Annotated in this window: 25 protein-coding genes and 3 tRNA genes; 23 read left to right on the top strand and 5 right to left on the bottom strand. The window is 56.5% G+C overall.

Going from position 1 to position 25,837, the window contains the following annotated elements; translation table 11 throughout:
• Positions 1–47: 47 nt before the first annotated feature.
• The 14 genes from DGI_RS15670 to DGI_RS15605 all read left to right on the top strand — a co-directional run bounded on the left by DGI_RS15670 (position 48) and on the right by DGI_RS15605 (position 12,159).
• Positions 48–974 (top strand): hypothetical protein, encoded by a 927-nt coding sequence (locus DGI_RS15670; RefSeq protein ID WP_021762203.1) that lies wholly within the window; start codon positions 48–50, stop codon positions 972–974.
• A gap of 19 nt (positions 975–993) precedes the next feature.
• Positions 994–2,451: a cysteine--tRNA ligase gene (cysS, locus tag DGI_RS15665; RefSeq protein WP_021762202.1), complete on the top strand. Its 1,458-nt coding sequence runs from the start codon at positions 994–996 to the stop codon at positions 2,449–2,451.
• A 169-nt stretch (positions 2,452–2,620) separates the two neighbouring features.
• Complete coding sequence (locus DGI_RS15660; RefSeq protein WP_021762200.1) at positions 2,621–4,060, top strand: beta-barrel assembly-enhancing protease; 1,440 nt, start codon at positions 2,621–2,623, stop codon at positions 4,058–4,060.
• A 43-nt stretch (positions 4,061–4,103) separates the two neighbouring features.
• Positions 4,104–4,511 (top strand): PPC domain-containing DNA-binding protein, encoded by a 408-nt coding sequence (locus DGI_RS15655; RefSeq protein ID WP_021762199.1) that lies wholly within the window; start codon positions 4,104–4,106, stop codon positions 4,509–4,511.
• A 14-nt stretch (positions 4,512–4,525) separates the two neighbouring features.
• Positions 4,526–5,092 (top strand): macro domain-containing protein, encoded by a 567-nt coding sequence (locus DGI_RS15650; protein WP_021762198.1) that lies wholly within the window; start codon positions 4,526–4,528, stop codon positions 5,090–5,092.
• Positions 5,089–5,670: an ATP-dependent protease subunit HslV gene (hslV, locus tag DGI_RS15645; RefSeq protein ID WP_021762197.1), complete on the top strand. Its 582-nt coding sequence runs from the start codon at positions 5,089–5,091 to the stop codon at positions 5,668–5,670. The genes DGI_RS15650 and hslV overlap by 4 nt, the downstream gene beginning before the upstream one ends.
• Entirely contained in the window at positions 5,667–6,569 is a 903-nt protein-coding gene (gene ispE / locus DGI_RS15640; RefSeq protein WP_034606944.1) for a 4-(cytidine 5'-diphospho)-2-C-methyl-D-erythritol kinase, read from the top strand. Before hslV ends, ispE begins: the two co-directional genes overlap by 4 nt.
• A 3-nt stretch (positions 6,570–6,572) precedes the next feature.
• A tRNA-Gln gene (locus tag DGI_RS15635) sits at positions 6,573–6,648 on the top strand.
• Positions 6,649–6,830: 182 nt separating this feature from the next.
• Positions 6,831–7,769, top strand: coding sequence for a ribose-phosphate diphosphokinase (locus DGI_RS15630; RefSeq protein ID WP_021762195.1), 939 nt, complete (start codon positions 6,831–6,833; stop codon positions 7,767–7,769).
• A 36-nt stretch (positions 7,770–7,805) separates the two neighbouring features.
• Positions 7,806–8,393, top strand: coding sequence for a 50S ribosomal protein L25 (locus DGI_RS15625; protein WP_021762194.1), 588 nt, complete (start codon positions 7,806–7,808; stop codon positions 8,391–8,393).
• A gap of 117 nt (positions 8,394–8,510) precedes the next feature.
• On the top strand, positions 8,511–9,122 hold the full coding sequence (pth, locus tag DGI_RS15620) for an aminoacyl-tRNA hydrolase (protein WP_021762193.1): 612 nt from the start codon (positions 8,511–8,513) through the stop codon (positions 9,120–9,122).
• A 154-nt stretch (positions 9,123–9,276) separates the two neighbouring features.
• Positions 9,277–9,831 (top strand): CarD family transcriptional regulator, encoded by a 555-nt coding sequence (locus DGI_RS15615; protein WP_021762192.1) that lies wholly within the window; start codon positions 9,277–9,279, stop codon positions 9,829–9,831.
• A 936-nt stretch (positions 9,832–10,767) separates the two neighbouring features.
• Positions 10,768–12,015, top strand: a complete 1,248-nt coding sequence (gene rho, locus DGI_RS15610; protein ID WP_027192851.1) for a transcription termination factor Rho — start codon at positions 10,768–10,770, stop codon at positions 12,013–12,015.
• A gap of 68 nt (positions 12,016–12,083) precedes the next feature.
• Positions 12,084–12,159, top strand: a tRNA-Thr gene (locus DGI_RS15605).
• A 663-nt stretch (positions 12,160–12,822) separates the two neighbouring features.
• Here the strand turns inward: DGI_RS15605 and DGI_RS18150 are convergent.
• Positions 12,823–13,419 carry a helix-turn-helix domain-containing protein gene (locus DGI_RS18150; RefSeq protein WP_081696708.1) on the bottom strand — a complete coding sequence of 199 codons (597 nt, stop codon included), beginning with the start codon at positions 13,417–13,419 and terminating at the stop codon, positions 12,823–12,825.
• Positions 13,420–13,630: 211 nt separating this feature from the next.
• Here DGI_RS18150 and DGI_RS15595 point away from each other — a divergent pair, with 211 nt between their 5' ends.
• From DGI_RS15595 to DGI_RS15575, 6 genes are all read left to right on the top strand, one after another.
• Complete coding sequence (locus DGI_RS15595) at positions 13,631–13,855, top strand: hypothetical protein (RefSeq protein ID WP_051349753.1); 225 nt, start codon at positions 13,631–13,633, stop codon at positions 13,853–13,855.
• Positions 13,856–13,952: 97 nt separating this feature from the next.
• A complete protein-coding gene (locus tag DGI_RS18575) occupies positions 13,953–14,543 on the top strand; it encodes a hypothetical protein (RefSeq protein ID WP_144284220.1) in 591 nt (196 codons plus the stop codon).
• Positions 14,544–15,922: 1,379 nt separating this feature from the next.
• Positions 15,923–16,306 (top strand): hypothetical protein, encoded by a 384-nt coding sequence (locus DGI_RS15590; protein ID WP_021760769.1) that lies wholly within the window; start codon positions 15,923–15,925, stop codon positions 16,304–16,306.
• 292 nt (positions 16,307–16,598) lie between these two features.
• Complete coding sequence (locus DGI_RS15585) at positions 16,599–17,156, top strand: tyrosine-type recombinase/integrase (RefSeq protein ID WP_021760770.1); 558 nt, start codon at positions 16,599–16,601, stop codon at positions 17,154–17,156.
• Positions 17,157–17,474: 318 nt separating this feature from the next.
• Positions 17,475–17,660 (top strand): hypothetical protein, encoded by a 186-nt coding sequence (locus DGI_RS15580; protein ID WP_144284163.1) that lies wholly within the window; start codon positions 17,475–17,477, stop codon positions 17,658–17,660.
• Positions 17,661–17,672: 12 nt separating this feature from the next.
• Positions 17,673–18,704 (top strand): tyrosine-type recombinase/integrase, encoded by a 1,032-nt coding sequence (locus tag DGI_RS15575; protein WP_021760774.1) that lies wholly within the window; start codon positions 17,673–17,675, stop codon positions 18,702–18,704.
• Positions 18,705–19,052: 348 nt separating this feature from the next.
• Here the strand turns inward: DGI_RS15575 and DGI_RS18145 are convergent, their stop codons facing one another.
• The 4 genes from DGI_RS18145 to DGI_RS15560 form a co-directional block, all read right to left on the bottom strand.
• Positions 19,053–19,982: a hypothetical protein gene (locus DGI_RS18145; protein ID WP_021760776.1), complete on the bottom strand. Its 930-nt coding sequence runs from the start codon at positions 19,980–19,982 to the stop codon at positions 19,053–19,055.
• Between the two features lie 495 nt (positions 19,983–20,477).
• Positions 20,478–20,554: transfer RNA gene (locus DGI_RS15570), tRNA-Pro, on the bottom strand.
• A gap of 104 nt (positions 20,555–20,658) precedes the next feature.
• Entirely contained in the window at positions 20,659–20,979 is a 321-nt protein-coding gene (locus DGI_RS15565; RefSeq protein ID WP_021760780.1) for a DsrE family protein, read from the bottom strand.
• Positions 20,980–21,037: 58 nt separating this feature from the next.
• The gene (locus DGI_RS15560; RefSeq protein ID WP_021760782.1) at positions 21,038–21,691 is read right to left on the bottom strand and encodes a nitrite/sulfite reductase domain-containing protein; all 654 of its coding nucleotides are present in this window, start codon (positions 21,689–21,691) and stop codon (positions 21,038–21,040) included.
• 274 nt (positions 21,692–21,965) lie between these two features.
• Here DGI_RS15560 and DGI_RS18140 point away from each other — a divergent pair, with 274 nt between their 5' ends.
• From DGI_RS18140 to DGI_RS15545, 3 genes are all read left to right on the top strand, one after another.
• A complete protein-coding gene (locus DGI_RS18140) occupies positions 21,966–22,445 on the top strand; it encodes a transposase (protein ID WP_021762180.1) in 480 nt (159 codons plus the stop codon).
• A 206-nt stretch (positions 22,446–22,651) separates the two neighbouring features.
• The gene (locus DGI_RS15550; protein WP_021762178.1) at positions 22,652–23,560 is read left to right on the top strand and encodes a GIY-YIG nuclease family protein; all 909 of its coding nucleotides are present in this window, start codon (positions 22,652–22,654) and stop codon (positions 23,558–23,560) included.
• 328 nt (positions 23,561–23,888) lie between these two features.
• On the top strand, positions 23,889–25,724 hold the full coding sequence (locus DGI_RS15545; protein WP_027193299.1) for a patatin-like phospholipase family protein: 1,836 nt from the start codon (positions 23,889–23,891) through the stop codon (positions 25,722–25,724).
• Positions 25,725–25,837 lie beyond the last annotated feature (113 nt).

Genomic DNA, 25,837 nt, shown 5'->3' with positions numbered 1-25,837 from the left:
CCTCCCGGGCGCGCCGGCCATGCCAGAACCACCTTCCGGAGGAGCCCATGCGGCTGCTGACCCGTTCCGATTTCGATGGCCTCATCTGCGCCGTGCTGCTCAAGGAAGCCGGCATCATGGACAGCTGGAAATTCGTCCACCCCAAGGACGTGCAAGACGGCAAGGTGGACATCACCAAGGACGATATCCTGGCCAATGTCCCCTTCCATCCCGATGCCGGCATGTGGTTCGACCACCACACCAGCGAACACGAACGACTGCCCGAGGGCGCCAACTTCCAGGGACGTTCCGAGGCCCTGCCCAGCTGCGCCCGCGTGATCTGGGAATACTACGGCGGCCACGCCACCTTCCCGCCTGCGCTTGATGAAATGCTGACGCAGGTGGACCGCGTGGACTCCGGCCAGCTCACCAAGGACGATATCCTCACCCCCTCCGGCTGGGTGCTCCTGGGCTTTTTGATGGATCCCCGCACTGGCCTGGGCCGCTATCGGGACTATACCATCTCCAACTATGCCCTCATGGAAAAACTCATCGAGCTGTGCCGGCACATGCCCGTGGAGGAGATCCTGCAGGACCCGGACGTCAAGGAACGCGTGGACCGCTATTACGCCCATGCGGAAAAATTCAGGCAGATGCTCCTGGACCATGCCGTGCAGGAAGGCAACGTGCTGGTGCTGGACCTGCGGGACCAGGACGAAATCTACGTGGGCAACCGGTTCACGCTGTATAGCCTGTTCCCCACGGCCAACGTCTCCGTGCAGATTATCTGGGGCCTCAAGCAGCAGAACACCGTCTTCACCGTGGGCTATTCCATCCTCAATCGCTCCTGCGCCAAGGATGTCGGCAGCCTGATGCTCAAGTACGGCGGCGGCGGCCACAAGGCCGTGGGCACCTGCCAGGTGCCCAACGACCAGGCCCCCCGCGTGCGCCAGGAACTGGTGACCGCCCTGCAGGACATCTGCCCAACCCCTTAAAGGAACTCAAGAACACCCCATGCGCCTGTACAACACCCTCACCCGCAGCAAAGAGCCGTTCACCCCTGCCGAACCTGGAAAGGTCCGGCTGTACGTCTGCGGCATCACGGCCTACGACCTCTGCCACGTGGGCCATGCCCGCTCGGCCGTGGTCTTCGACGTGCTCGTGCGCGCCCTGACCGCCCAGGGGCTGGATGTGATCTTTGCCCGCAACTTCACCGACGTGGACGACAAGATCATCAACCGCGCCAACGAGCTCGGCGAGGACCCCAACGCCCTGGCCCAGCGCTACATCCAGGCCTTCTACGAAGACATGGACGCCCTCAACGTCCGCCGGGCCACCCTGGAGCCCAAGGCCACGGAACACATCGACGAAATGATCCAGCTCTGTCAGGATCTCATCGCCAAAAACGCCGCGTACGCCACCCCCGGCGGCGACGTGTATTTCCGCGTGCGCGCCTATCAGGCCTATGGCGAGCTCTCCGGCCGCAACATCGAGGAACTGGAAGCCGGCGCGCGCGTGGCCCCGGGCGAGGAAAAGGAAGACCCCCTGGACTTTGCCCTCTGGAAGGCCGCCAAGCCCGGCGAGCCTTCCTGGTCCAGCCCCTGGGGACCAGGCCGGCCCGGCTGGCACACCGAGTGCTCGGCCATGAGCGAGAAATACTTCACCCTGCCCCTGGACATCCACGGCGGCGGGCAGGACCTCATCTTCCCGCACCACGAAAACGAGATGGCCCAGACCGGCGCCTCCCGCGGGCAGGCCCTGGCCCGGTTCTGGATGCACAACGGCTTCGTACAGATCGATTCGGAAAAGATGTCCAAGTCCCTGGGCAACTTCAAGACCATCCGGGACATCATTGCCCAGTACCTGCCCGAGACCCTGCGCTTTTTCCTCATCACCAAGCATTACCGCAGCCCCATCGACTTCACCACCCAGGCCATGGAGGAGGCGGAAAAGAATCTCATCCGCATTTATACCGCCATGCAGGCTGTGGAAGAAGCCCTGGCCAACCAGAAGTGGAACAAGACGTCCCTGCCCGACGACGTGCTGCGGGAATTTGCGGACATCAAAACCCTCTTCGACGAGGCCATGGCCGACGACATGAACACCGCCGCAGCCCTGGGCCATGTGTTCGGTCTGGTGCGGCTGGTGAATCGCGTGCTGGAAGACAAGGGCCTGCGCAAGAGCGAACAGGGCAAGGCCTTCTTTGAGGAGACTCAGGACGCCCTGGCCGCCTGGGGTGAGATCCTGGGCGTGTTCCAGCAGCCGGCCGCCGCCTTCCTGCAGCAGATGCGCGACGTGCGCGTGCGCCGGGCAGGCATCGATCCTGCCCGGGTGGAAGCCCTGCTGCTGCAGCGGCAGGAGGCCAAAAAGGCCAAGGACTTCGCCGCCGCAGACGCCGTGCGCGAGGAGCTGACCGCCATGGGCGTGGACGTGCGCGACACCCCCCAAGGCCCGGCCTGGGACGTGCACTAAGGCAACGTCTCTTTGAAACCAAGGACGTTGCGAGAGGGGAAACCTTTTTGCAAAAGGTTCTCCCCTCTCGCGCTCNTTCGGGGGAAGAACCTTTCTCTAGAAAGGCTTTCCCCCGAGAGTTTTTTCAAAAACAACGTGCACTAACCCGCCATACACAGCCGAACCAGCCATGAATGTCCTGCGCACCCTCCTCTTCACCGGCCTGCTGGCCGTGCTCATCTGCTCCCTGGCCCTGTGCCCTGGCTGGGCGCCCAGGGCCGAGGCCTTCCTGGGCCTGGGAGAGTTCGGCATCAAGGATGAAAAGGAACTGGGGGACAAGTTCAACGTCCTGGTGCGCTCGCGGCTGCCGCTCATCGAAGATCCGGAAGTCACAACGTATGTGGGAGACCTGATCGGCAAGCTCAAGGCCGCCATGCCCCCGCAGCCCTTCGAGATCACCCACGGCGTCATCAATCACAGCGCCCTGAACGCCTTTGCCGCGCCGGCGGGGTACGTGTTCGTCTATTCCGGCCTGCTGCTGAACATGGAAAACGAATCCGAGGTGGCCGGGGTCATGGCGCACGAGCTGGCCCACGTCTCGCAACGCCACATCGCCCGACGCATCGAGGCCATGGGCGCCACCTCCCTGCTGTCCCTGCTGGGCATCCTGGCCGGGGTGTTCATCGGCGGCAGACAGGGCCAGGGCATGGTGATGGGCTCCGCCGCCGCCCAGCAGGCAGCCCTGCTCTCCTACAGCCGGGACAACGAACAGGAAGCCGACCAGGTGGGCCTGGGATATCTCATCAATGCCGGCTACCCGCCCCAGGGGTTGCACAGGGCGTTTGAAATCCTCCAGAAGAATCAATGGCTGGGCGGCTCTGGCAGCTCCATGCCCACATATTTGTCCAGCCACCCCGGCCTGTCGGAACGCATCGGCTACGTCTCCCAGAACATTGAGCGCCTGCCGGCCAATGTCCGCGCCCGCAAGGACGACAACACCCGCTTCCGCCGCATCCAGACCCTCACCCGCGCCCGATACACGGACCCCAAGGTGGCCATCACCTACTTCCAGCGGCAGGAATCGACAGAGCCTTGCCTGGACGCCCTGGGCCGCGGCATCGTCCTCACGCGGATGAACCGCTTCAACGATGCCGAAGCCGCCTTCCACGACGGCCTGCGCTGCAGCGGGGACGACCCGCTCTTCCTGCGCGAATACGCCCGGCTCAAGTTCCAGCAGGGCGACTTCCAGGCCGCCACGTCCCTGCTGCAGCGGGCCCTGGCCAAAAACCGCGACGACCTCATGGCCCATTTCTTCCTGGGCCGCATCCTGGGCGATACCGGCCACATCGATCAGGCCATGGACTCCTTCAAACGCATCCTGCGCCAGTTGCCCGAGGATCCGGAAGTCCATGAGGCCTACGGCCGCGCCCTGGGCCAGGCCGGCAGGTATTTCGACGCCCACATGCACCTTGCCTGGGCGGCCTTTTATCTGCAAAATGAGTCCCGGACGGAATTTCACGCCAAGAAAGCCGAGGAACTGGCCAAGGCTCCCGAGCAGAAGCGGGAGCTGGAACGATTCAAGCAAAAGCAGAAGGAGCGCAAAGAGCTCCTCAGGCCTTCGTTGTTCTGACGCATCCCCCACACCACCACGCTATTTTCATCAGGAATCGATCATGAGCCATCTGCTGAAGCGGCTGCCCAAGGGCGCCGATCTGCTGGACGCATTGACCGCCGTCTGCAAGGAACACAACATCACCCGCGGCTCGGTGCAGGTCATCGGCGCGCTGGAAAAGGCCATGCTCGGCTTCTACCTGCAGGACGAGCAGCGCTACATCAACCACGCCGTGGACGAGAACGTGGAAATCCTCATCGGCGTGGGCAACGTCTCCATCAAGGACGGCGAACCTTTCATCCACCTGCACCTGACCCTGAGCCGCCACGATGGCAGCTGCCTGGGCGGGCATGCCGTGGCCGGCTGCCCCATCTTCGCCGCCGAGGCCTGCATCCTGCAACTGGAAGGCGACCCCCTGGTGCGCGGCCTGGACGAGGCCACCGGCCTGTATCTCTGGACAAAATCATAACGGAATTCACTTCTATGGATGCCTGCTGGACCCTGCCCGCCGCCCGGCTCTGCCTGCGGCAGGGGGACATCACCACCGCGCCCGTGGACGCCATCGTCAACGCTGCCAATGCCGGACTGCGCGGCGGCGGCGGCGTTGATGGCGCCATCCACACGGCTGCCGGCTGGGAGCCCCTGCAGCAGGCCTGTCAGGAAATCATCCGCCAGCGGGGCCCCCTGCATGCAGGCGAGGCGGCCATCACCCCCGGCTTCGCGCTGCCGGCCAGATGGATCATCCATACTGTCGGCCCCATCTGGCGGGGCGGAAAGCAAGGCGAGGCCGCGGCGTTGCGCGCCTGCTATCTGGAAAGCCTGCGCCTGGCCCGCACGCACGGCGCGCGCAGGGTGGCCTTTCCGGCCGTGAGCTGCGGCGTATACGGCTATCCCGTGGACGAGGCCGCCGCCGTGGCCCTGGCCGCCCTGACCGAGGGCCTGCAGGAGGCCCCCGGCGTGGACGAGGCGGCCATGTGGCTGTATGCCGACGCCGCCCTGCAGACCTGGACCCGCGTCGCCACGCGGCTTTTTGGAGCACCATCCGCATGAACAACACCACCGATTCATCCTTCCCCTTCCTGCGCGGCACCACGGTGCTGGCCGTCAAGGACACTACCGGCGTGGCCATGGCCGGCGACGGGCAGGTGACCCTGGGCCAGAGCATCGCCATCAAGCACACGGCCCGCAAGGTGCGGCGGCTGTACAAGGATCGGGTGCTGGCCGGGTTCGCCGGCGCCACGGCAGACGCCTTCACCCTCTTCGAGCGCTTCGAGGCCAAGCTGGAGGAATTTTCCGGACAAATCGTCCGCGCCAGCGTGGAACTGGCCAAGGACTGGCGCAAGGACAAGTACCTGCGCCGCCTGGAAGCCATGCTTCTGGTGGCGGACGCCTCCTCCATCCTGATGCTCTCGGGCACCGGGGACGTCATCGAGCCCGACGACGGCATTGCCGCCATCGGCTCCGGCGCGCCCTATGCCCTGGCCGCGGCCCGTGCCCTGACCCGCCACGCGCACCTGCCCTGCGACAAGACCGCCATGGAATCCATGCGCATTGCCGCGGAACTGTGCGTCTTCACCAACGATTCCATCGTGCTGGAAACCCTGGCCGTGCTGCCGCCCTCCAAATGAACGCCGCCCCGGCCATGACGGCGCACACCGTGCACCCGGGCTGCAAGGTGAATCTGTTCCTGGAGATCCGCTGCCGTCGGCCCGACGGCTACCATGAACTCGCCACCCTGTTCTGGCCCCTGGCCCACCCCACGGACACGCTGACCGTGACGCCGGGCGCGCCCGGCAGCGGTCTGCGCTTCTCCTGTTCCGATCCTGCCCTGGCCGGCCCGGAAAATCTGGTGGCCAGGGCATATGCCGCCTTTGTCCAGGCGGCGGAACAGTCCATGGATGTGGCGGCGCACCTGGAAAAGCGCATCCCCGTGGGTGCCGGCCTGGGCGGCGGCAGCGCAGACGCCGCGGCCATGCTCCTGGTGCTCAATCAATTGGCTGGCGCGAACGCCTTGCCGGCATCGCGCCTGGCCTCCCTGGCTGCCGCCCTGGGCGCGGACGTGCCCTTTTTTTTGCAGGGAGGCCGGCCCTGCCTGGCAGAGGGCATTGGGGAACGCCTGACCCCTGTGGATATTGACCTTTCTGAATTCATGCTGGTGCTGTGCAGCCCGGCCATCCCCGTGTCCACGGCCTGGGCGTACGCAACATGGGACAGTGAGCACGGCAAAATGCCCGGCGGCGGCAATCCGGCCTTGACAAGCCCATTCGGCACGCGTAAAGACGTCATTTTCACTGACGCTGTGGTGCTCTTTAATAGCTTTGAGCCTGTGGTGCTGCCCCGTGAGCCCCGGTTGACTCTCCTTAAGGATCTGGCCTATAGGGCTGGCGCTGCGGGAGTGCTGCTCTCCGGCAGTGGGTCAAGCGTATTTGCGTTGTTCCGCAACTCGGAACTGGCCGGGAGCTTTGCCCGGCAGGCCGAGGCCCTGGCCTGGATCGGTCCGGGGCGGGTGTTCAGCAGCCACATGTGATGCAGGGGTGTCGCCAAGCTGGCAAGGCAACGGGTTTTGGTCCCGTCATTCGAGGGTTCGAATCCTTCCGCCCCTGCCATTTTTTTTCGTCCGGGAGCAGCACGGCCGGAGCACCATGTTCCGCCGTGCAGCTCCTGGACTCTTGCGCCCTGACGCGGGCTTGGCCCGGTCCGGACGCATTCCAAACTGATTGCGCGCCATGCGCAAGCGGGCGCACAGCGGCCGCCGGTCCAGCGGGACTGGTGCAAGCGTAGAACCGTCATGAGCCGAGATCTGCAGATAGTCACGGGCACCGCCAACCCCGAGCTGGCGTATGCGATTTGCGATCACCTTGGCTGCCGGCTGACCCCGGCGGTGACCGAGACCTTCAGCGACGGCGAAATCCGCGTGGAGATCAAGGACAACGTGCGCGGCAACGACGTCTTTGTCGTGCAGCCCACGTGTGCGCCGGTCAACTTCCACCTGATGCAGCTGTGCCTGATTCTGGACGCCCTCAAGCGCGCCAGCGCCGGCCGGGTCACTGCGGTGGTCCCCTACTACGGCTACGCCCGGCAGGACCGCAAGGTCGTCCCCCGTGCGCCCATCAGCGCCAAGCTGGTCTCTGACTTTTTGACTGTGGCCGGCATGCACCGGCTCATCACCATCGACCTGCACGCCGGGCAAATCCAGGGGTTCTTCGACCTTCCCGTGGACAACCTCTACGCGCTGCCAGTATTCCTGGAATACATGCGCGGCCTGGAGGGCGACATCGTCTGCGTGTCCCCCGATGCCGGCGGCACCGAACGCGCCCGCTCCTACGCCAAGCGCATGGGCGCCAGCCTGGCCATCATCGACAAGCGTCGCGATGAACCCAACAAAGCCAAGGCCATGAACGTCATCGGTGACGTGAAAGGCAAGCGCGCCGTGGTGCTGGACGACATGATCGACACCGCCGGCACCATTGTGGCCGCCGCCGACGTGCTCCTGGCTGCGGGGGCCGAAGAAGTGATCGCCTGCGCCACCCATCCTGTGTTGTCCGGTCCGGCCATCGAACGGCTGCAGCAGTCCAAATTCTCCAAGATCCTGGTGACCAACACCATCCCCCTTGGTGAAAAGAAGGAGGCCTGCCCCAAGATCGAGGTCATGTCCGTGGCCGGTCTGTTGGCCAAGGCCATCCACAATATTCATACCGAATCCTCGGTGAGCGTCCTGTTCGTCTGAACGCGCCGCCGGTGCATGTGAAGGAGCACATTGATCATGGCTGAGCAAATCACTCTCGCTGCCATTCGGCGCGACTCTGCCGGCAAGGGCCCCAATCGTCGTCTGCGCGTGGCTGGCGAATTTCCCGCCATTTACTACACCGCGTCCGGCGAAAACATCGCCCTGACCATCGACGCCCTCGCCTTCGAGAAGGCCTACCGTCAGGTGGGCACCAGCAAACTCTTCTCCCTGGTGATTGACGGCGAGGAAGGCCGGCCCTCCCTGGTGTGGAAGGTGCAGAAGCACCCCTTCAAGCGTCAGGTGGTGCATCTGGACCTCTATGGCGTGGACTTCGACAAGAAGGTCACCCTCAATGTCCCCCTGCGCCAGGTGGGCGAAGCCCCCGGCCTCAAGCTGGGCGGCATGATGGAAACCTTCCACGACACCATCATCATCACCTGCCTGCCTGGTGACATCCCGGCCTGCGTGGACCTGGACGTGAGCAACATGCAGGTGGGCGATGCGCTTACCGTCAAGGACGTGGTCCTGCCCGAGGCGGTGCAAGCCGTGTACAAGCAGAACTATGCCCTGCTGAGCGTGGTGGCCACCCGCAAGGCGGTTCCTGGCCCCGGCGGCAAGGAATAGTCCTCCGCTTCCCTGCAGCATTGACCAACCCCGGCTGGAGGCGGCCTGCCTCTGGCCGGGGTTTCTCGCGGCCTGCCCCCGCGCCCTGCTGCCAGAATCATCCCGGAGCCCAATGCCATGGCAGACGTGTTTGCCGGCCTTGTGGCCGGCCTGGGCAACCCGGGTCGGCAGTATGAAGGCACGCGGCACAATTTCGGATTTCTCGTGCTGGACGAAGTGCTGCGCCGCCTGGACGCCGCGCGCGACTGGCAGGTGCGCCTGCAGCAGGACAAACCCGGCAAGTTCCAGCTCTGGCGGCTCGACGGCCCCGGCCTTCGCTGGCTGGCCATCAAGCCCCTGGCATTCATGAATCTTTCTGGTGAAGCCGTGGGACAGACCGCCCGGTACTATCGCATCGATCCGGAAGATGTCCTGGTTATGCACGATGAACTGGACCTGCCCCTGGGCCGCATGAAACTCAAGTTCGGCGGCGGGGCTGCCGGACACAACGGCATCCGGTCCGTCATCAGCCACCTGGGGGGCGAAGACTTCCACCGCCTGCGCCTGGGCGTGGGCCGGCCTGCCCCCGGTGAAACACGCGACTACGTGCTTACCGGGTTTGCACCCCAGGAACGCCCCGTGCTGGAAACCGTGCTGGAAGAAGCAGCCACAGGCGTGCTGCAGTTTCTTGCCGGCGAACGCAAAGGGGCGCAGGAGCGGGTGAATCGCTTCCGCCCAGCCCAGTCCTGACACGCCAGGACAGTAGAAAAACACTTGCGGCGCGATGGCCTGCGGACCATGGACGATGCGCCAATTTTACGATATGATTCTTTTCTCGTACGACCGGTGACGTCCCGCGTGGCGACGTGTCGACCGAGTGAAAATTCACCGGCAAGAGGTGCTCGTGTTCGCAGTGGAAGAACTGGTGGTCTATCCCGCGCAGGGCGTTGGCAGGGTTGATCGCATCGAAACGAAAGAAGTCGGCGGCGCTTCGGCCGAATTTTACATCGTGCGGATTCTCTCCAACAATGTCACCCTGATGGTTCCCGTGCGCAACGCCGGCGCTGTGGGCTTGCGCTCCGTATGCTCCGCCGACGAAGGGGAAGCCATTGTCGAATCCCTGAAGGATCGCTCCACCTTCACCGGGTATTCCGGGCAGAACTGGAACCGCCGGTACCGGGAATATTCCGAAAAACTCAAGAGCGGCAACCTGGCAGACGTGGCCTATGTGCTCAAGGAACTGTTGCTCATCGGGCGGGACAAGGAACTCTCCTTCGGCGAACGCCGGCTCCTGGAACAGGCCATGGGCCTCTTGACCATGGAACTCTCCTACGCCCTGGGCCAGGATCAGGAACACATTCGCACGTCCATTGAGACTCTGTTCCAGGACGTGCTCAAACCACCGGCAGACAAGGCCGCAGAAAAGGCGACAGACAAAGCCGCCGAAGGCAAGGAATAGCGCCCCCTCGCCCTTGCCAGAGGTGCCGCGCGCCAGGAACAGCCTGGGTTTTTCGCCAAACGCTTCGGAATTGGGCCGAAATCTCCGCCAGGGCCCCTTGCCATTACCCGCAGGTTGCGGTATTGAAAAGGTGCTCATGGCGTTGCGCCTGCCCACTGCGGCGAGGCACTCCCTGCCCTCTCCTTGGTCTGACACCACCGTCTCCTGAACGCATATCGCCCCAGGCGATTTTGCATTGATATCTTTCCGCATCAGTCTGACGGTTGATTGTTGCATCATCCTTGCATTGCGCAAGAATGCGGTGTGCACCAACGCATGAGTGTACCCCAAACAACAACTTGAGAGCGATTTTCGATTCAACATTTCACCCGGCATGGAATGTTGCACCCGACTCTTTGCCCCTTGCATTGCGGCGAATGATCCTGTACAGCATTCCGACGTTGCCCCAAACGTACATACCATGCTTCACGGTTGTATTTTCCGGCGTCGCATGGCTCGACCCAGCTACTTTGCGTACCATCTATTTCAAAAATTTCTTGCAAGCATGCTTTGCTGCATCTTGCGCATGTGCAGGCCTGTCTTCCACCATTGACGCATCTCCCAGCATCTTTTTGTGAGAATTTTCACATGCAGCAGACTCCCCCTTCCACAGTCCCCATGCAGCAACCTGCTGCCTCCTACCCCGCGCAACCTACGCCGGCACAGCCGACCCCCCCGGCGCAAGACACGCCGGCTGCTCCGGCTGCTCCCGCCGGCAACGGCAACCAGGCTGCCCCGCCCACCGCTGCAGCTCCTGCGGCAGCTCCTGCGGCAGCCCCGGCCGCACCGCCCCCCGCACAGCCTGCCCCGGCCCACCCAGGCAAAAGCCATGGCAGAAAACGCAACCGCAGCCCGCAGCACCAGCAGCAACAGCCAAACGGCAACAGCGACAACGTCCTGCACCTCTCCGAGCTCAAGCTCAAAAGCATGACCGACCTCATGCTGCTGGCCGAGCAGTTCAACATCGAAAACGCCAGCTCCATGCGCAAACAGGAGCTCATCTTCGCCCTGCTGCAAAGCTGCGCCTCCCAGAACGGCGCCATCTACGGCGACGGCGTGCTGGAAATTCTCCCCGACGGTTTCGGCTTTCTGCGCTCCCCCATGTACAGCTACATGCCGGGCCCGGACGACATCTACGTCTCCCCCTCGCAGATCCGCCGCTTCTCCCTGCGCAAGGGCGACATCGTCTCCGGCCAGATTCGCCCCCCCAAGGAAGGCGAACGCTACTTTGCCCTGTTGCGAGTGAGCGAAATCTGCCTGGAAGCGCCGGAAAAAGCCAAGAACATCGTCCTGTTCGATAACCTCACCCCCATCTATCCCGACCGCCGCTACATCATGGAGACCACCGAGTCCAACTTCTCGGGCCGCGTGGTGGATCTCCTCTCCCCCATCGGCTGCGGGCAGCGCGGGCTCATCGTGGCCCCCCCGCGCACGGGCAAGACGATGCTGCTGCAGTCCATCGCCAACTCCATCAACGCCAACCATCCTGACGTCTACCTCATCGTCCTGCTCATCGACGAACGCCCCGAGGAAGTGACGGACATGGAACGCAACGTGCGGGCCGAGGTGGTCTCCTCCACCTTCGACGAACCCCCCACCCGCCACGTGCAGGTTGCCGAAATGATTATGGAGAAGGCCAAGCGCCTCACCGAGCGCAAACGCGACGTGGTGGTGCTGCTGGATTCCATCACCCGCCTGGGCCGGGCGTACAACGCCGTCACCCCCTCCTCCGGCCGCGTGCTCTCCGGCGGCCTGGACGCCAACGCCCTGCAGCGGCCCAAGCGCTTCTTCGGCGCCGCCCGCAACATCGAAGAAGGCGGCAGCCTGACCATCATCGCCACCGCCCTCATCGACACCGGCTCGCGCATGGATGAAGTGATTTTTGAAGAATTCAAGGGCACCGGCAACATGGAGATCTACCTTGATCGCCACATCGCCGAAAAGCGCACCTTCCCGGCCATCGATATCAACCGCTCCGGCACCCGCAAGGAAGAACTGCTGCTGCCCGATGAGGTGCTGAACCGCGTCTGGATCCTGCGCAAGGTGCTTGCTCCCATGAACTCCATGGATTCCATGGATTTCTTGCTCTCCAAGATGCGCGGCACCAAGACCAACCGCGAGTTCCTGGACGTGATGAACCGCTAAGACGCGCCACAGGCTTTTTTGCTTGACACGCCCGGCGTCCAGCGTGTAATTGATCGTTCCTTCTCCATGCCGGCGTAGCTCAGATGGCAGAGCAGTTGATTCGTAATCATCAGGTCAGGAGTTCAACTCTCCTCGCCGGCTCCAGAGAATACAGGCACTTAGGCTAAACACCTAGGTGCCTTTTTCTTTGGTGTACCCCGTTTGGGTACGGTATGGGTACAAAAAAATCGCTGTAAGGGCTGTGAGCTAGCGGGGGATTTGGCGCAGCGGGATATGGCGGGATTTGGAGGGACTTGGCGGGATGTGCTTGGGATTCGGCGGGCTTGTGAGGCATTTTGGGCGGCCTGGTGAACCCGGACATTTGCGGGGGATTTGGCGCAAAATCTGGCGTTCGCGGGGGATTTGGCACAACTCGGAACTTGGCTTTGACGCAAGCGGCCTGATAAATAATCTCGTTATTTTGGTGTATTGCGCTTTATTTTTGCCTGATTTTGGCCATTTACTTAGGCACCTAACTACGAACGAACTCCGAACTGAACTCCGAACCTTGCGCCAAGTTCGGAGTTCGCCGCAGGTGGCTGATTTTTCTACACATGACGCCTTTTCTGGCCATTTGCTTAGGTCCCTAACTACGAACAAGTTCCGAGTTTGACAGGCACATATTCAAACTGTCATCCTATTTACGCCTGAGTGATTAAGTATATGCTAGAATGGTAATTGTGGCGGTTACCGCGAACCTTGTCGTACTTGCACATTTCGTTTGACATATTTCAGGGAAATTCCTAATTAAATATGAGGGTAATCACCTTACCCGTCCGCACCCACCGCCTTTGCGGTGTTCTCGTCCTGACGTTCCGGCCTGCGCGTTAGGCCCGCGTTCTCCCTTTCCAGCTCGGCCATTCTGGCCTCGATCTGCGCCCAGCGTTCTTCCCTGGCTTCCAGTACCGCCACACGTTCCTCCAGTTGGGCAAGCAGCCGTTCGCTTCTCACCGCTTGGTGAAACGCATTGATATTGCTAGCGAGCGCGGTCCTGTAAATTGTGTCTGACTCCAAAACTTCAATGGTCTTTGTGACCATGTCCGACATTTTGAAGTCTTCTTCAGGAGGCTGGGGGTAAGCAGGGGTTGTTTGAGCTCCATTTGCAACGGGCACAGGAGCACATTCACATGTCATGCCCCCCTTCAGAAGCCAATCAACGGAGCAATTTAAGACTTCGGACAGCGTCAGTAAATAATCTCCCTTGGGAATTTTGCCAGACTCGTAGGCTTGGATGGCCGCGCGGCTAATGCCAGTTTTTTGAGCTACAACGTCCTGCGTTAGGCCCAATAAATCTCGCCGCGCCTTCAATCTGTCTCCGAAGGCGGTTTGGATTTGCTTCAAGGCCGACGAACGTTTTTCCATCATAAAGACTCTTGCCGGACGCTTGCCTGAGGTTTGACACTGCCACAATCATGAGCTTCAGGCACAAAAAAACATGCCAAGATGCGCTTGGTGGTTGACTTGCCATAATTTTAAGCCTAGAAAAAAAGGCGTAAGGACACCGATTGTACCCTTACGTTTTGAAAGTACCCCGCGCCTTTGCCGGGGTCAATGTCCGAAGAATGCGGAAGATCGGATGCGGCAGCTTTCCTTGTTCGAAAACCAGCTCCCTGATGTGGAGCCGCTGCTCAAGGCGGCCATGCACCGCGCCGCCAAACGGTGCGGGCTCTCCCGCGAGCAGATTGTGGACAAGATGAACGAGATTGCTGCGATAGGTGGCTACCGTCTGAACCGCAATGCCAGGGCCTTGACCCTGGACGTCTTTGAAAAATGGCTCAACCCGGTCAGACGATCAATCTAACACATTATGCATGGCTTGCACTGGCGGTTCTCTTAGTAAGCGCAAGTTGTACTCGAATCGTGATATGATAACGCTCCCTTTTCAACGCGCTGTCATCATGACTGCTGTAAACAATCCGATTACTGCTTCTGATCTGATCGATAGATCACTCATCATCCGTTTCGAAAGAATAAAAATACGTGCAACAGACGAGTCTTTGACGGCAAGGTATCTTTCACGGAAATCTCACATCTTAGGCGGCTTGCTCAATATAATACCAAAGGCGCTCGAAATTGAAAAGACTTTGAAGATTAACAATCTGCCTCGCTTGGCTCACTTTGCAAAATTCGGATATGCTGTCAGCGAAGCACTTGCAAATGGTTTCACTGGTGATCGGTTCTTGGCAGAACTTCGCTTGAGTCAACAGGGTTCGTTATTGGAAAGCGTTGCCGATGATCCTTTGCCTGGATTGATTTATGATTATGTCTCTCAGGTTCAAGTCGACCATGTTCCAATGAAAGTTTTTTTTGAAGACTTAATGGCGTACGCGAAGGTTTGCTCAATTGATCCGAAAAAGCTCCCCGCCGCTCCAAATTCCATGAGTAGGAAGATCAATTCAATGACACACATCTTCGAAGAATTTGGATGGCTCGTTTCTATCGATAGAGGACTTGGAAACGTCTCGGTGGTAACATTTAACAAAGCTTAAGTCTGACAAGTCGGACAGCACCAGCACGTTTTTTGGTTCCAGGCTCGTCCTTGACGCCCCCAGGGAGGTATTTGGGGATATTTGGGAGATACCAGGGAGGTATTTAAAAATATCTCCCTCACATAAATTATTGAAAATATTAAAAAAATTTGATTTTAGGGAGATATGGGAGATATTTTCGCAAAAAACTATTTTCAATTTTTTGATTTCCTTTTCCCCAAAGGAAAATATTATTTACATCTATGTATTTACATTGACTTCAGTATTTATATTGATATTAATTTTACCTTCATATAAATTGTCATTAATATATATTCAATTCATACTTCAACTTAATATTTATATTCATTCGAATCATTGTATATAATATGTGTATCAATTATGATCCACTGATAGTACCTGTAACTGCTACTTCAATTTAAAATTTCTATTAAGCTTAATAACTATATTATAATCATATTATCATTGTATAATAACATTTAATATAACCAATTCAAAGTATATTATACCAATGTTAGATTGATAATATAATTAACTGTAACTAATAAGCATATCATAAGCATTGATTACAATTAATATTAATATACATTTGAATTATAAATTAAATATATACTTCAATGATAATTTAGATGAACATGAAGGTTAAGATCAATATAAAAATTAAATACAATGTAAATACAATAGATAGCATATGACACTTATATGGAAATTAAAATTTAAATTTTAATAAAATTTATAAAATTTGAAATTCAATTTTTGCAAAAATATCTCCCTTATCTCCCTAAAATGAAATTTTTCATTAAATTTTAAGGGTTTATCGCAGGGTGATATTTTAAAATATCTCCCTAATATCTCCCAAATATCCCCAAATACCTCCCTGGGGGGGGGCGAAGCAACCCTTTCGTTCATCATTTTTCTTATTCATTTCTAAAATAACTCTGAATATTTCACCTTTATATCTTTGGAAAAGTTTTCACTCCATTGAATCCAAAGGCAGCAGCATTTTCAATCAATACTGATAGATATTTGATTAAAAGTGATGGCAAGAGCTCAAGTTGCCATCGCAAATGAAGCCCGATTCTGCATGCATGTGCGGCCTCGGGCTTTGTTTATGTCATTCATTTCATCAAGGAGGTTCAAACAATGACAATGGTGATTGGATTCTTTGAACTGTTGTTTTCATCTGACATCATCAGAGAGATAATCAAAAATGCTCTGGTGACAATAATTAAGAAATTACTCTAGCATAGTTTGACAAAATGCAAAGGTGAGTGTTGCTGTACTTAACGGCAAAACTCACCTTTTGTTTTATCTATAATTCAATGATGAGCTAAAGATATATTACATTAAAACAATATTGCAATACGAAGGAGTGTTCCATGAGCAAGAAGAAAGAACCTGTAAATGACATTGAACTTGAAGTAGGATCTTCAAGACGTGCAGAATCGAAATATAATCCTTCGATTCTTCGTCAATGTATACTCGAAGGGCTGCATGCGGATGTTATTATGGACCGATTGGGTCTGAAACACAAGCAAGTTTTACGGCAACATCTGTTAAAGCTGTGTGACCTGGATAAAACATTCTACGAGATCAACGGATTGTTCATTAAGAGTGCTTCTAGACTTCGGGTGAACAAAAAGCTTGAAATCAAGTTGCATCTCAAACAAATCGGCCTGAACGGCGATCCAATCCAGGAGGGTGACGAGTTCGATCTTTCTGTGGACGAGGAAAGAATAATCATCACACGTCGAATGCCGTAGTACGCATCCACAGCAAGGCCATACCGCAACCCGGGTGGCCTTTTTTTGTGCCCCTCCGCCTACGCAATGGTCCTCTCCTCTGGCGATTTCGAGGTTCAATTATAGATATCCGAAAGTACGGGTCAATGTCCGTTTCTTAGCAATAACGGGCATTTAAGGTACTTTTCAAGTTTTCTAAAAGATTTTCAACTGGTTACAGTGAAATCCCTGGCCGGCCAACCCGTTTCAATGGTTTTCAATGTCCGAAAACCATACGGGACAACTAAATTCATACATTCCAGGAGGATGAGCTATGAAAGTCCAACCGATCACCGAATTGCGCCACATCCGCAGCATCAAACGACTGTTGGCGGACAACCCACGAGACAAACTGCTGTTTGTGATGGGCATCAACTCTGGCCTTAGGGTACAAGACTTGTTGGCCCTCAAGGTATCGGATGTACGAAACCTGGCCGTTGGTGCACGAGTTAGCATCAAGGAAAAGAAAACTGGAAAATCGAATGTACTGTTGATTAACAAAGAAATCTCCAGTGCATTGCAAGAGTACTTTGCATCGACTTCACTGGAAGATTGGCATTACTTATTCAAAAGCCGGAAAGGTCACAATTATCCTTTGACGACATTTGCAGTGACAAAATACGTCAAGAAATGGTGCGAGGCAATCAATCTAAAAGGCAACTTCGGTGCGCATACTTTGCGCAAAACATGGACCTACATGCAACGAACCGTTCACGGCACCAGTTGGGAAGTTCTGGCCAAACGGCTGAATCACAGCACTCCGGCCGTCACCATGCGCTACATGGGCATCCAGGCCGAGGAGGTGGAGGCGGTGTTGCTCAAGGACATCTGAGGTCAAAAGGGGGCTTTGACCTGCCCCTTTTGCTTGAGGTCGTATTTTTTAATTTTTGAAACAAATATCTTAAACTACAATCTATTTTCTGTTGCCACCAAGAGCGTATGAAAAAAAAGTTGGCTCTCTCAGCCCTGCTTTTGGGGTCGATGATGAAGCATCTATACCCATCTGTTGAAGCTCTTGTTGGAGATGTAGAAGACTCTTGTATGATCAGGATTGTATAATTTACAATTTATATCTTTCTGTTACATGTGCCAAATGGACAAGAGCGCACCAGTTGGACCCTACCATACCACGCAGTCTGCTGCAAGCTACTTGGACTACAACTACGATTACTTCCGCACCATCGTGAAGAAGTATCGCATCCCTCGTCGTGGTCCTTTCAATAACAGATTCGCCCAGTCGGACCTTGATGCTTTCATGGCCGATCCACAGTGCTTCCTTGAGAAGCCAAAAGTGGACCTGCCGGTCAAACGCAAGATTCAAACCATCCCCCTGTAAGGAGGCAAAATCATGAGCGTACATGAACGCCCCAATGGGACCGTGTTCGTCCGCTACCGTGAGAACGGCAAGCAGCAGAACCGGTCTTTCGGTAGAGGACCAGAAGCCCTTGCAGAAGCGAAGGCCTTCGACCTGGCCTTGAAGACAAAAAAAGAAGCCATCAACCAGGAGGCGACTTCCTCGACTCCGTTCCTGCCAGGGCAGCCCGTCTATGCGGATCAAATCGCTGTAGCATGGTATCAGGACAAAAAGGCCGCTGGCCGTGCCCTTTGGGTAGACGACTTCGCCCACATGCTCAACAAGGAAATCTTACCCGAGATTGCCTTGATGCCGGTGGACCAGTTGACCCAGCAGTACTTGGTCAATTTCATACACCGCATCCGCAAGGGACGTTCACCGATCACTATCGACAGGTATATCAGCTATCTCAAGTGCATGTTCCAGTGGGCGGTCAAGCATCGGCTGATTACTCGAAATCCGTTGGAGCTTTGGTCCAAGAGAAAAGAGGCCCCCAAGGACTTCAAACTTACCCATGAGGACGTAAAAAAGATCATCGAAGTTGCCCCTCCACATCTGGCATGGGCGGTAGAGGTAGCCTACAACCTTGGTGTCCGTACGGGACAGTCCGAGTTGCTGTCCCTTGAGTGGCGTCATGTGGACTGGGAAAACGGCTACGTGCGTATCTACGGCAGGAAAACCAAGACCTGGAGACGTGTGAAGGTGTCTCCGAAGTTTTTGGAGAAACTTGAACGCAAGAAGGCCGAGGCACAGACACCCTTTCTGGTTGAATACCAGGGACGTCCGGTAAAACGCATCAGCAAGGCGTTTAGAACCGCATACAAGAACGCCGGTATCTCCGATGACATCATTTCGTATGACATCAGGCATTTGTTCTGTTCCACCCTGCTGTCAAAAGGCGCATCGGTGAGGACGGTCAGTTCCATGATGGGGCATTCGAACCCGTCCATGACCCTCGGCAGGTATGGCCACATCATGCCCGGTGATGAGGAACGGGCTGCGGCACTATTGCCTGAACTGGATTAGCTGGACACGGAGGGGCAGCAAAGTCCCTCCTTTTTTTCAAAGATACGCCCAAAATGAAACAGCACCCCGTACCTCATGTCTCATACGGTGTTGGAGCATGTCTGAGGAAATAGCAGAAGGATGTCTGAAGCACCCGGGAAATTAGGGGGCAGACTTCATCCCTTTCATACACCATCATACACAGTGATTACAGTTGCTTAAACAGTTCACTCCAACACCCCGGTCAACCAGAGGTTCACCAGGAGGCTTCCCGGGGTTGCGGTACCGTTTTGAGCTACAGACCAATGATATCCTTCTATATTTTTCATTCAGCACAATTCTCTCCTGTATACGCAGAGTCGAATTGCATCATATCAATTTCCGAAAATCTGCCAATGAGATAAGGCACTCAGCGTGTAGTGCATAACCAGAAAAGCGCGATACAAAAAATTTCAAATCAAAATCAGGAGAACATTCGAATTCATCAATTTCCGAATCGCTTAGTATCGACTTCAAAACATTACTCCGGGGATTATGGTTAGCCAAAATAAAAACAACTTCAGGTTTTACATTAGAATCAATTTTTACACCTGTCCAATTTGATATCTTGTTGAATCGCATCAAATTAAGCTGGTCAAGTTGACTGAATTGACTTTCCATTGTTTCGAGGAGTTGTTGATATCTACCTCTATCATCAATCAATGAATTTATATCTTGAAGATGCTTAATTATCCCTGCATTGCCAGTTAGAGCATTATCGCCATACTTCATTTCAATCAGGGCGGGTCGAAAACTACTTGTGTCTTTACGCTGAGAAGCAAGCCAACGAAGAGCTAGCATGTCAAACCTTGCACCTATATCAGAATCAGAAAATTCAATGTCTGTAATAAAGTATTCACTTTGGTTCGAAATTGTAGATTGGTTGTTTTCTCGAGCAACTAATTGTTGAAACTCGCGCTCAGGCTTGCATTTTAAAGAAAAGTAGCAGTCCATCATTCCTTTCAATTCTTGCAGAACTTTTACCCACGCGATGCAGTCCTTTTTCTCATTAATTATATCTGGAAGTGTTGGGCATGGGGCATCTAGTCTATTGTAGTTAAAATCAAAGAATGAGCTGTAGCAACCAGAACCTTTTTCCTTTATCCTCAAGATATTTCCACCACGATAGTAAACATTGATAAAATCTTTTCTAATTGAAAGCATTAAGGTGTGATCATGCCTAATTCGTTCCACAAGAGAATATAGTATCCCGTCTCTATCCAACAAATCGTTCATAAAAGAAACAGAAAGTGCTCTCATTTTACCTCCCACCATTCACCATCATAGTGTGGCTGAACTCTACACGTCAAAGGGCGCATCGGTGAGGACGGTCAGTTCAATGATGGGGCACAGCAATCCGTCCATGACCCTCGGCAGGTACGGGCACATCATGCCCGGTGATGAGGAACGGGCTGCGGCCCTGCTACCTGAACTGGATTAGCTGGACACGGAGGGGCAGAAAGGTCCCTCCTTTTTTTCAAAGATACGCCCAAAATGAAACAGCACCCCGTACCTCATGTCTCATACGGTGTTGGAGCATGTCTGAGGAAATAGCAGAAGGATGTCTGAAGCACCCGGGAAATTAGGGGGCAGACTTCATCCCTTTCATACACCATCATACACAGTGATTACAGTTGCTTAAACAGTTCACTCCAACACCCCGGTCAACCAGAGGTTCACCAGGAGGTTGACAGCAACGAAAAATGGGCCAGTCAACCTTGTCAGTTAACCGGCCCATTTTCTTGGGGAAATCTGTGGTCGGGATGAAAGGATTTGAACCTTCGACCCCCTGAACCCCATTCAGGTGCGCTCCCAAACTGCGCTACATCCCGACGCGAGAGATGGTGTCTACCCCTCGAAGGGGTGGGTGTCAAGAAACTTTCTCGCCTGGCCGCATTTTTTTTGTCAGCGCGGGTGGGGCGCTGGGGCGCGGGCGTCAGTACGAGATAATCTTGTCCGCCTGCTGCATCTGGGCGTACAGGAACTTCATGGTGGAGAGGGCTGCGTGTTCGATTGCATCCACACCGTGGATGCCCATGCACTTGCCTCAGGCGGCCAGCACGCCTTCGCTCAGGGCAAAGAGCTTGGCCTGCTCGGCGATGGGGAACTGGCCGCTGTCGCCATCATACAAGGACACGGCCGGGCCGTTGAGGAAAATGCAGACCTCCTCGCCTTCGTTGAGCAGAAAATTGCCGAAGCGCAGGGCGTTCCATTTGATTTCCGGATCGTTGCTGGAGAGAATCAACAGTATTTGCATGCTCGATGCTCCTGTGCGGTTTGCATCAGCATAATCTATGGATTTAATGTGGTAAAGCTCAGGCCGGGGCAGGCAGTCCCAGGGCGGTGCGGATGGCTTCCAGGCCCTGCTGTTGAACAAACCGGGCCACGCGCACCTTGCCCACGCAGGTGGCGGCGTAGTGATCCAGGAAGCGGCGGACGAGGTCCAGAGCGTCGGCATCGCTCAGGTCCGTGGCCAGCAGATCGGCCACGCGGGGCTTGGTGCCGCTGTTGCCGCCCACATACACGTGCCAGCCCTTGCGCCGGCCCACCAGGCCGATATCCCGCACCTGGCTTTCCGCGCAGCAGAACGGGCACGCGGAGACGCCCAGCTTGACCTTGGCCGGAAACTCCCGGCCGAACACCAGCGCTTCGAGTTGTCTGCCCATGGCCAGGGAGTCCTGCACGGCGTGGCTGCAGTGGTCCGTGCCGGGGCAGGCCTGCACGTAATTGCGGCAGAGCTGGCCCATGGGCCCCAGGGCTTCCTGCAGGGAGGCAAGGCGATCCTCAGGGATGCCCAGCAGGATGAGCCGCTGGCCGGAGGTGATTTTCAGGGCATGCACATCGTGGGCGGCGGCGGCATCGGCAATGCGGCGGAGTTCGTCCGGGGTGACGATGCCCATGGGGGCGCGGGGCTTCATGGCCCAGGTGGTCTTGTCGCGCTGCTGGATGGCTCCGGGGACGGCGGTCATGGCGGCTCCTTGGTGATGGATGTATTGGTCTGGAGCCGACCATAGGGCAGGGCGGTGCACCTGCCCATGATGCAGGTCAAGAAATGCCCGAAAATCGTCGGAGCTGGTGCTAGCCCGCATATTGCACAAAAAAGTGGCGGGCAGTCTCTTTTTTTGTTAGATTTCAGTTGCCTAGACTAGAAATCAAAGAGACGCCCGCCATGACGAAGTGTAGCGCAGACGCCATCGAATTTCCAGGGTGCCCTTTCTGGATGAGTCCAGCGCCAAAACGAATATGACCCGCCTCTATGGTCGAGCGCTTTATGGCAATCGTTGCGTGGACGCCGCCCCACATGGCCATTGGAAAACGACGACCATGCTGTCTTCCATTCGACTGGATGGAAGTACGGAATGCGTTGTCTTTGATGGTGCTGTTAACGCTGAAATTTTCCGCATAAATAGAGAAAAAATGCTTGCACCACGCCTCCGCGACGACGACGTTGTCGTAATGGACAATCTTTCTGCATATAAAGACCAAAAAGTTATAGTACTCATAGAACAACGAGGCGCAAGAGTGCTTCTTCTGCCAGCATACAGCCCTGATTTCAATCCCATTGAAAAGATGTGGAGCAAAGTAAAGCAGATCTTACGATCCATAAAGGCTCGTTCGCAAGAGACACTGCTCAAAGCCATTGCCACGGCCCTGGATGCCGTCACAGCCCAGGACGCAAAAGGGTGGTTTGCCTCCTGCGGATATAGATTTTTTCAAGATTAAAATGCTCTGGCGGAGCGACTCAGTGCTCTTGTTAAAGAATGCCCCACATTGCCCGCAGGCATTGAAGATGAGGTTTGTGCTGTTTGGAGTAGCGTGGCACTCTCCATGGGATACAAATTTGTGCAGACAGATGAGCGGGATGCTGTGTATTTCAACCGCTAACCCTGTCGCTTTCTAACGCCAAACTGTGCCGTGGAACTATCACCATGACCGCCCCCTTCACCATCCGCATTTTCGTGCCTGACGGCGATCCCGAAGGCGTTCGGATTATTGATCGCATGAACTGGACCGGCCTGGGGCTGGTATTTCCTCGCGCCAAGTGGCCGGACGTGCGCCAGCGGCCGGAGATGCAGCGCACCGGGGTCTACATTCTCGTGGGCTATCGCGGCGAGGAAGACGACCTCCCCACGCTGTACATCGGCCAGGCCGACGGCGTCGGCAATCGCCTGGATTCCCACGCCGCTAAAAAGGAATTCTGGGACTGGGGCATCATTTTTGTCTCCAGCAGCACCGGCCTGAATCGCGCCCATGTCACCTGGCTGGAATACGCCCTCCTCAGGCAGGCCGCCGCGGCCAATCGCTGCCACCTGGACAACGGCAACGCCCCCCAGGAGCCCGCCCTGAGCGAGGCCGAAAAGGCCGATACCCAAGGCTTTCTTGCGGAAATCCTGCAGATTCTTCCCCTGGTGGGCCTGCGGGCCTTCGAAATCCCCAAGGCCGTGGTGCCCACGGGCGCCCCGGCGCAGCCCCTCAAGCGCGGCGAGCAGGACACCGTCATCGTCCCGGCCCAGAAGGACGGCTTCGAGAAGGCCTTTCTGGGCGAAGGCGTCTGGCACGCCATCCGCATTTCCGGTGGCATGCTGGACAAGATCAAATATATCGCCGGCTACCAGACGCATCCCATCTCCGCCATCACCCACTACGCCCCCGTGGCCCGCATCGAACCCTACGGCGAGAGCGGCAAGTACAAGATAATCCTCGCCGAAAAAGCCACGCCCATCACCCCCATTCCCTACGGCGACGCGCCCCCAGGCGCCATGCAAAGCCCGCGCTACACCACCTTCGCCAGACTCCTGGAGGCCCGCAAGCTGACGGATCTGCTGGGGAAGGGGTAGTCTCTTGCCGACATATATGGATCCAAATAAACCCGCATTTGCCGATTCACTTATGGTCAATCACGGCCAAGCAGAATATGATCTATGATTTTAATGTGTTGTCCGCGCGCCACCCCTCCATTGCATCCAGATTATTCCCTAAGGGGGTGTGTCCATCTCCTTGCAACATCCCAGTATCATGTATATATACATAATAGATTACCACGGCAACGGGAAAAACCCCGATACTGCGTACAAATATAATCACTACATATTCATATTGCATAATTCCACGGCGTGATATACGCCAATACGGAAGTAATGTTTCGTATCATTAGTGGAGATGCGTATGCCCCCTGATACCTTCGGCCCCTTGTCCGAGCAACAGCTCGAAACATTGTGCGAACAATATTCTGTAGATCCTGGCGACCCGGAGCCGCAGACGTATGAGCTTGGCCTGGTGATGGGCGGCACGGTGTCGGCAGGGGCCTATACTGCCGGGGTCGTCGATTTCCTGCTGGAGGCCCTGGAGGAATGGACCACGGCGCAGCGGGAGCGCAACACATCGGGCACGTTGGTGGTGCCCGATCATCATGTGCTGCTCCGCATCGCCACCGGCGCGTCGGGCGGAGGCGTGAATGCCGTCATCCTGGCCAAAACGCTGCCGTATACATTTCCGCACATGACCCTTGCCACGGCGCATCTCACGCAAAGTGGCAATCCATTCTATGATGTGTGGGTCAATCAGCTGGATGTCGCCGGAATGGCCGACGTCAGCGATCTTTCTCCAGCACTGCCAGTCAAAAGCCTGCTCAACGCCAAGCCATTGGAAAAGGCTGGCGACGACTTGATCCGGTTCACTGGCCAGGGGCTGACGCCAGGGCTCAGAAAAGCATTCATCCAAGATCCATTTGAGGTCGTGCTGACCCTGACCAACTTGGTGGGCACGCCCTATGCCACGGAATTTTCCGGGCCGCTCATAGCCGAAGCCGTGCCGGAAAAGTTTTTCGTAGATCATGCGGATTACGTACGTTTTGCCGTTGGATTGGATCCCCGGGTCACCCCAACGAGGCCGCGGCCTGAATGTGGCGATGCCTTTGCCGTGGTGCCCAAGATCGGGAATGGCATCACCTCTGACTGGCTGCATGAAATCGATTGGCAAGGCGTCGTACCGTATACCCTGGCTACCGGGGCCTTTCCGGGTGGTTTTCCTGCCAGCGGAATCAGAAACCGGCCTTCGGTGCACTACGCCTATCGTCCCGTGATCACACACGTGCCAGGGCCAGGTGGGGAGTTGCTCCCAACCGTGCGCCTGCTGCAGCCGGTATGGGACAAGATTGGCGGCAAGATGGCTTCGGCCAAGCGGTCGTTCATGGCCGTGGATGGCGGCACCCTGAACAACCACCCCATCGCCCTGGCCCGCACCGCCCTGAGTGGCCTGCTGGGCCGGAATCCCCGGGATGGAAAAACAGCCAATCGCGGGGTTTTGCTGGTGGACCCCTTTGTCGGCGGATTTGCCTTCAGCGATGGTCTGGAAGAAGGCATGCGCCCCAATCTGGGGAAAACCCTCGGCGCGTTACGCCGGCAAGCCTGTTTTTCCACGTCTGACATCCAGCTCGCCCTGCAGGAAGAGGTGTACAGCCGTTTCGTAATCTACCCCCAGCGCCAGACCCGCAGCCACCGCGTTGCCATTGGGGACCAGGCCCTGGCCACGGCAGGCCTGGGCGCGTTCCTTGGATTCCTGTCCAGGGAGTTTCGCATGCACGACTTCTTTCTTGGCCGGCGCAACTGCTGGGAATATCTACAAAAGCATTTGGTGCTCCACAAGGCCAACCCCGTCTTCACGGATGCCTATCGCAGTGGGGACATCCCAGGCTTTGCGCCGGATAAGACTGACGACACACTGCCCGTCATCCCGCTGGTGGGCAGTGCCAAGAACGAACCTGCGATGCCGCCCTTCCCCGGCAAGAGTGCCGTCGATCGTGGTGCGCTCAAAAAAATGGTCAGATACCGTACAACCCGCTTTGTGGACTTGGCGCTTGACGATCTCGTGGAGCTCGACGCGCTGGGGCGGTTCTTCGTGGGGCTGCTCGGCAAGTCCATCGCCGGCGGCCGCCTCGCGGACGCTGCCATGACTGCCATCGACAAGGCATTGGAAGAGTTGGAAGAGAAGAGGGCGTTATAGCACTGGCAAAGCATGCAAGATCGCATCGCCGCAGGGGGGGAACGCATGGGTTGCGCAAAACAATACATCGACATTCACATTCATGTGTTTGGGGACAACAACGGGGAAGGGCA

It is taken from the genome of Megalodesulfovibrio gigas DSM 1382 = ATCC 19364 (genome assembly GCF_000468495.1).
Taxonomy (GTDB): Bacteria; Desulfobacterota; Desulfovibrionia; order Desulfovibrionales; family Desulfovibrionaceae; genus Megalodesulfovibrio; species Megalodesulfovibrio gigas.
Note: the sequence above shows the minus strand (reverse complement) of the source record. Positions and strands in the feature narration are given on the sequence as shown.

Coding starts and splice junctions, on each gene's coding strand:
- DGI_RS15670 (WP_021762203.1), top strand. CDS start 48: ATGCGGCTGCTGACCCGTTCCGATTTCGATGGCCTCATCTGCGCCGTG.
- cysS (WP_021762202.1), top strand. CDS start 994: ATGCGCCTGTACAACACCCTCACCCGCAGCAAAGAGCCGTTCACCCCT.
- DGI_RS15660 (WP_021762200.1), top strand. CDS start 2,621: ATGAATGTCCTGCGCACCCTCCTCTTCACCGGCCTGCTGGCCGTGCTC.
- DGI_RS15655 (WP_021762199.1), top strand. CDS start 4,104: ATGAGCCATCTGCTGAAGCGGCTGCCCAAGGGCGCCGATCTGCTGGAC.
- DGI_RS15650 (WP_021762198.1), top strand. CDS start 4,526: ATGGATGCCTGCTGGACCCTGCCCGCCGCCCGGCTCTGCCTGCGGCAG.
- hslV (WP_021762197.1), top strand. CDS start 5,089: ATGAACAACACCACCGATTCATCCTTCCCCTTCCTGCGCGGCACCACG.
- ispE (WP_034606944.1), top strand. CDS start 5,667: ATGAACGCCGCCCCGGCCATGACGGCGCACACCGTGCACCCGGGCTGC.
- DGI_RS15630 (WP_021762195.1), top strand. CDS start 6,831: ATGAGCCGAGATCTGCAGATAGTCACGGGCACCGCCAACCCCGAGCTG.
- DGI_RS15625 (WP_021762194.1), top strand. CDS start 7,806: ATGGCTGAGCAAATCACTCTCGCTGCCATTCGGCGCGACTCTGCCGGC.
- pth (WP_021762193.1), top strand. CDS start 8,511: ATGGCAGACGTGTTTGCCGGCCTTGTGGCCGGCCTGGGCAACCCGGGT.
- DGI_RS18150 (WP_081696708.1), bottom strand. CDS start 13,419: ATGATGGAAAAACGTTCGTCGGCCTTGAAGCAAATCCAAACCGCCTTC.
- DGI_RS15595 (WP_051349753.1), top strand. CDS start 13,631: ATGCGGCAGCTTTCCTTGTTCGAAAACCAGCTCCCTGATGTGGAGCCG.
- DGI_RS18575 (WP_144284220.1), top strand. CDS start 13,953: ATGACTGCTGTAAACAATCCGATTACTGCTTCTGATCTGATCGATAGA.
- DGI_RS15590 (WP_021760769.1), top strand. CDS start 15,923: ATGAGCAAGAAGAAAGAACCTGTAAATGACATTGAACTTGAAGTAGGA.
- DGI_RS15585 (WP_021760770.1), top strand. CDS start 16,599: ATGAAAGTCCAACCGATCACCGAATTGCGCCACATCCGCAGCATCAAA.
- DGI_RS15575 (WP_021760774.1), top strand. CDS start 17,673: ATGAGCGTACATGAACGCCCCAATGGGACCGTGTTCGTCCGCTACCGT.
- DGI_RS18145 (WP_021760776.1), bottom strand. CDS start 19,982: ATGAGAGCACTTTCTGTTTCTTTTATGAACGATTTGTTGGATAGAGAC.
- DGI_RS15560 (WP_021760782.1), bottom strand. CDS start 21,691: ATGACCGCCGTCCCCGGAGCCATCCAGCAGCGCGACAAGACCACCTGG.
- DGI_RS18140 (WP_021762180.1), top strand. CDS start 21,966: ATGACCCGCCTCTATGGTCGAGCGCTTTATGGCAATCGTTGCGTGGAC.
- DGI_RS15550 (WP_021762178.1), top strand. CDS start 22,652: ATGACCGCCCCCTTCACCATCCGCATTTTCGTGCCTGACGGCGATCCC.
- DGI_RS15545 (WP_027193299.1), top strand. CDS start 23,889: ATGCCCCCTGATACCTTCGGCCCCTTGTCCGAGCAACAGCTCGAAACA.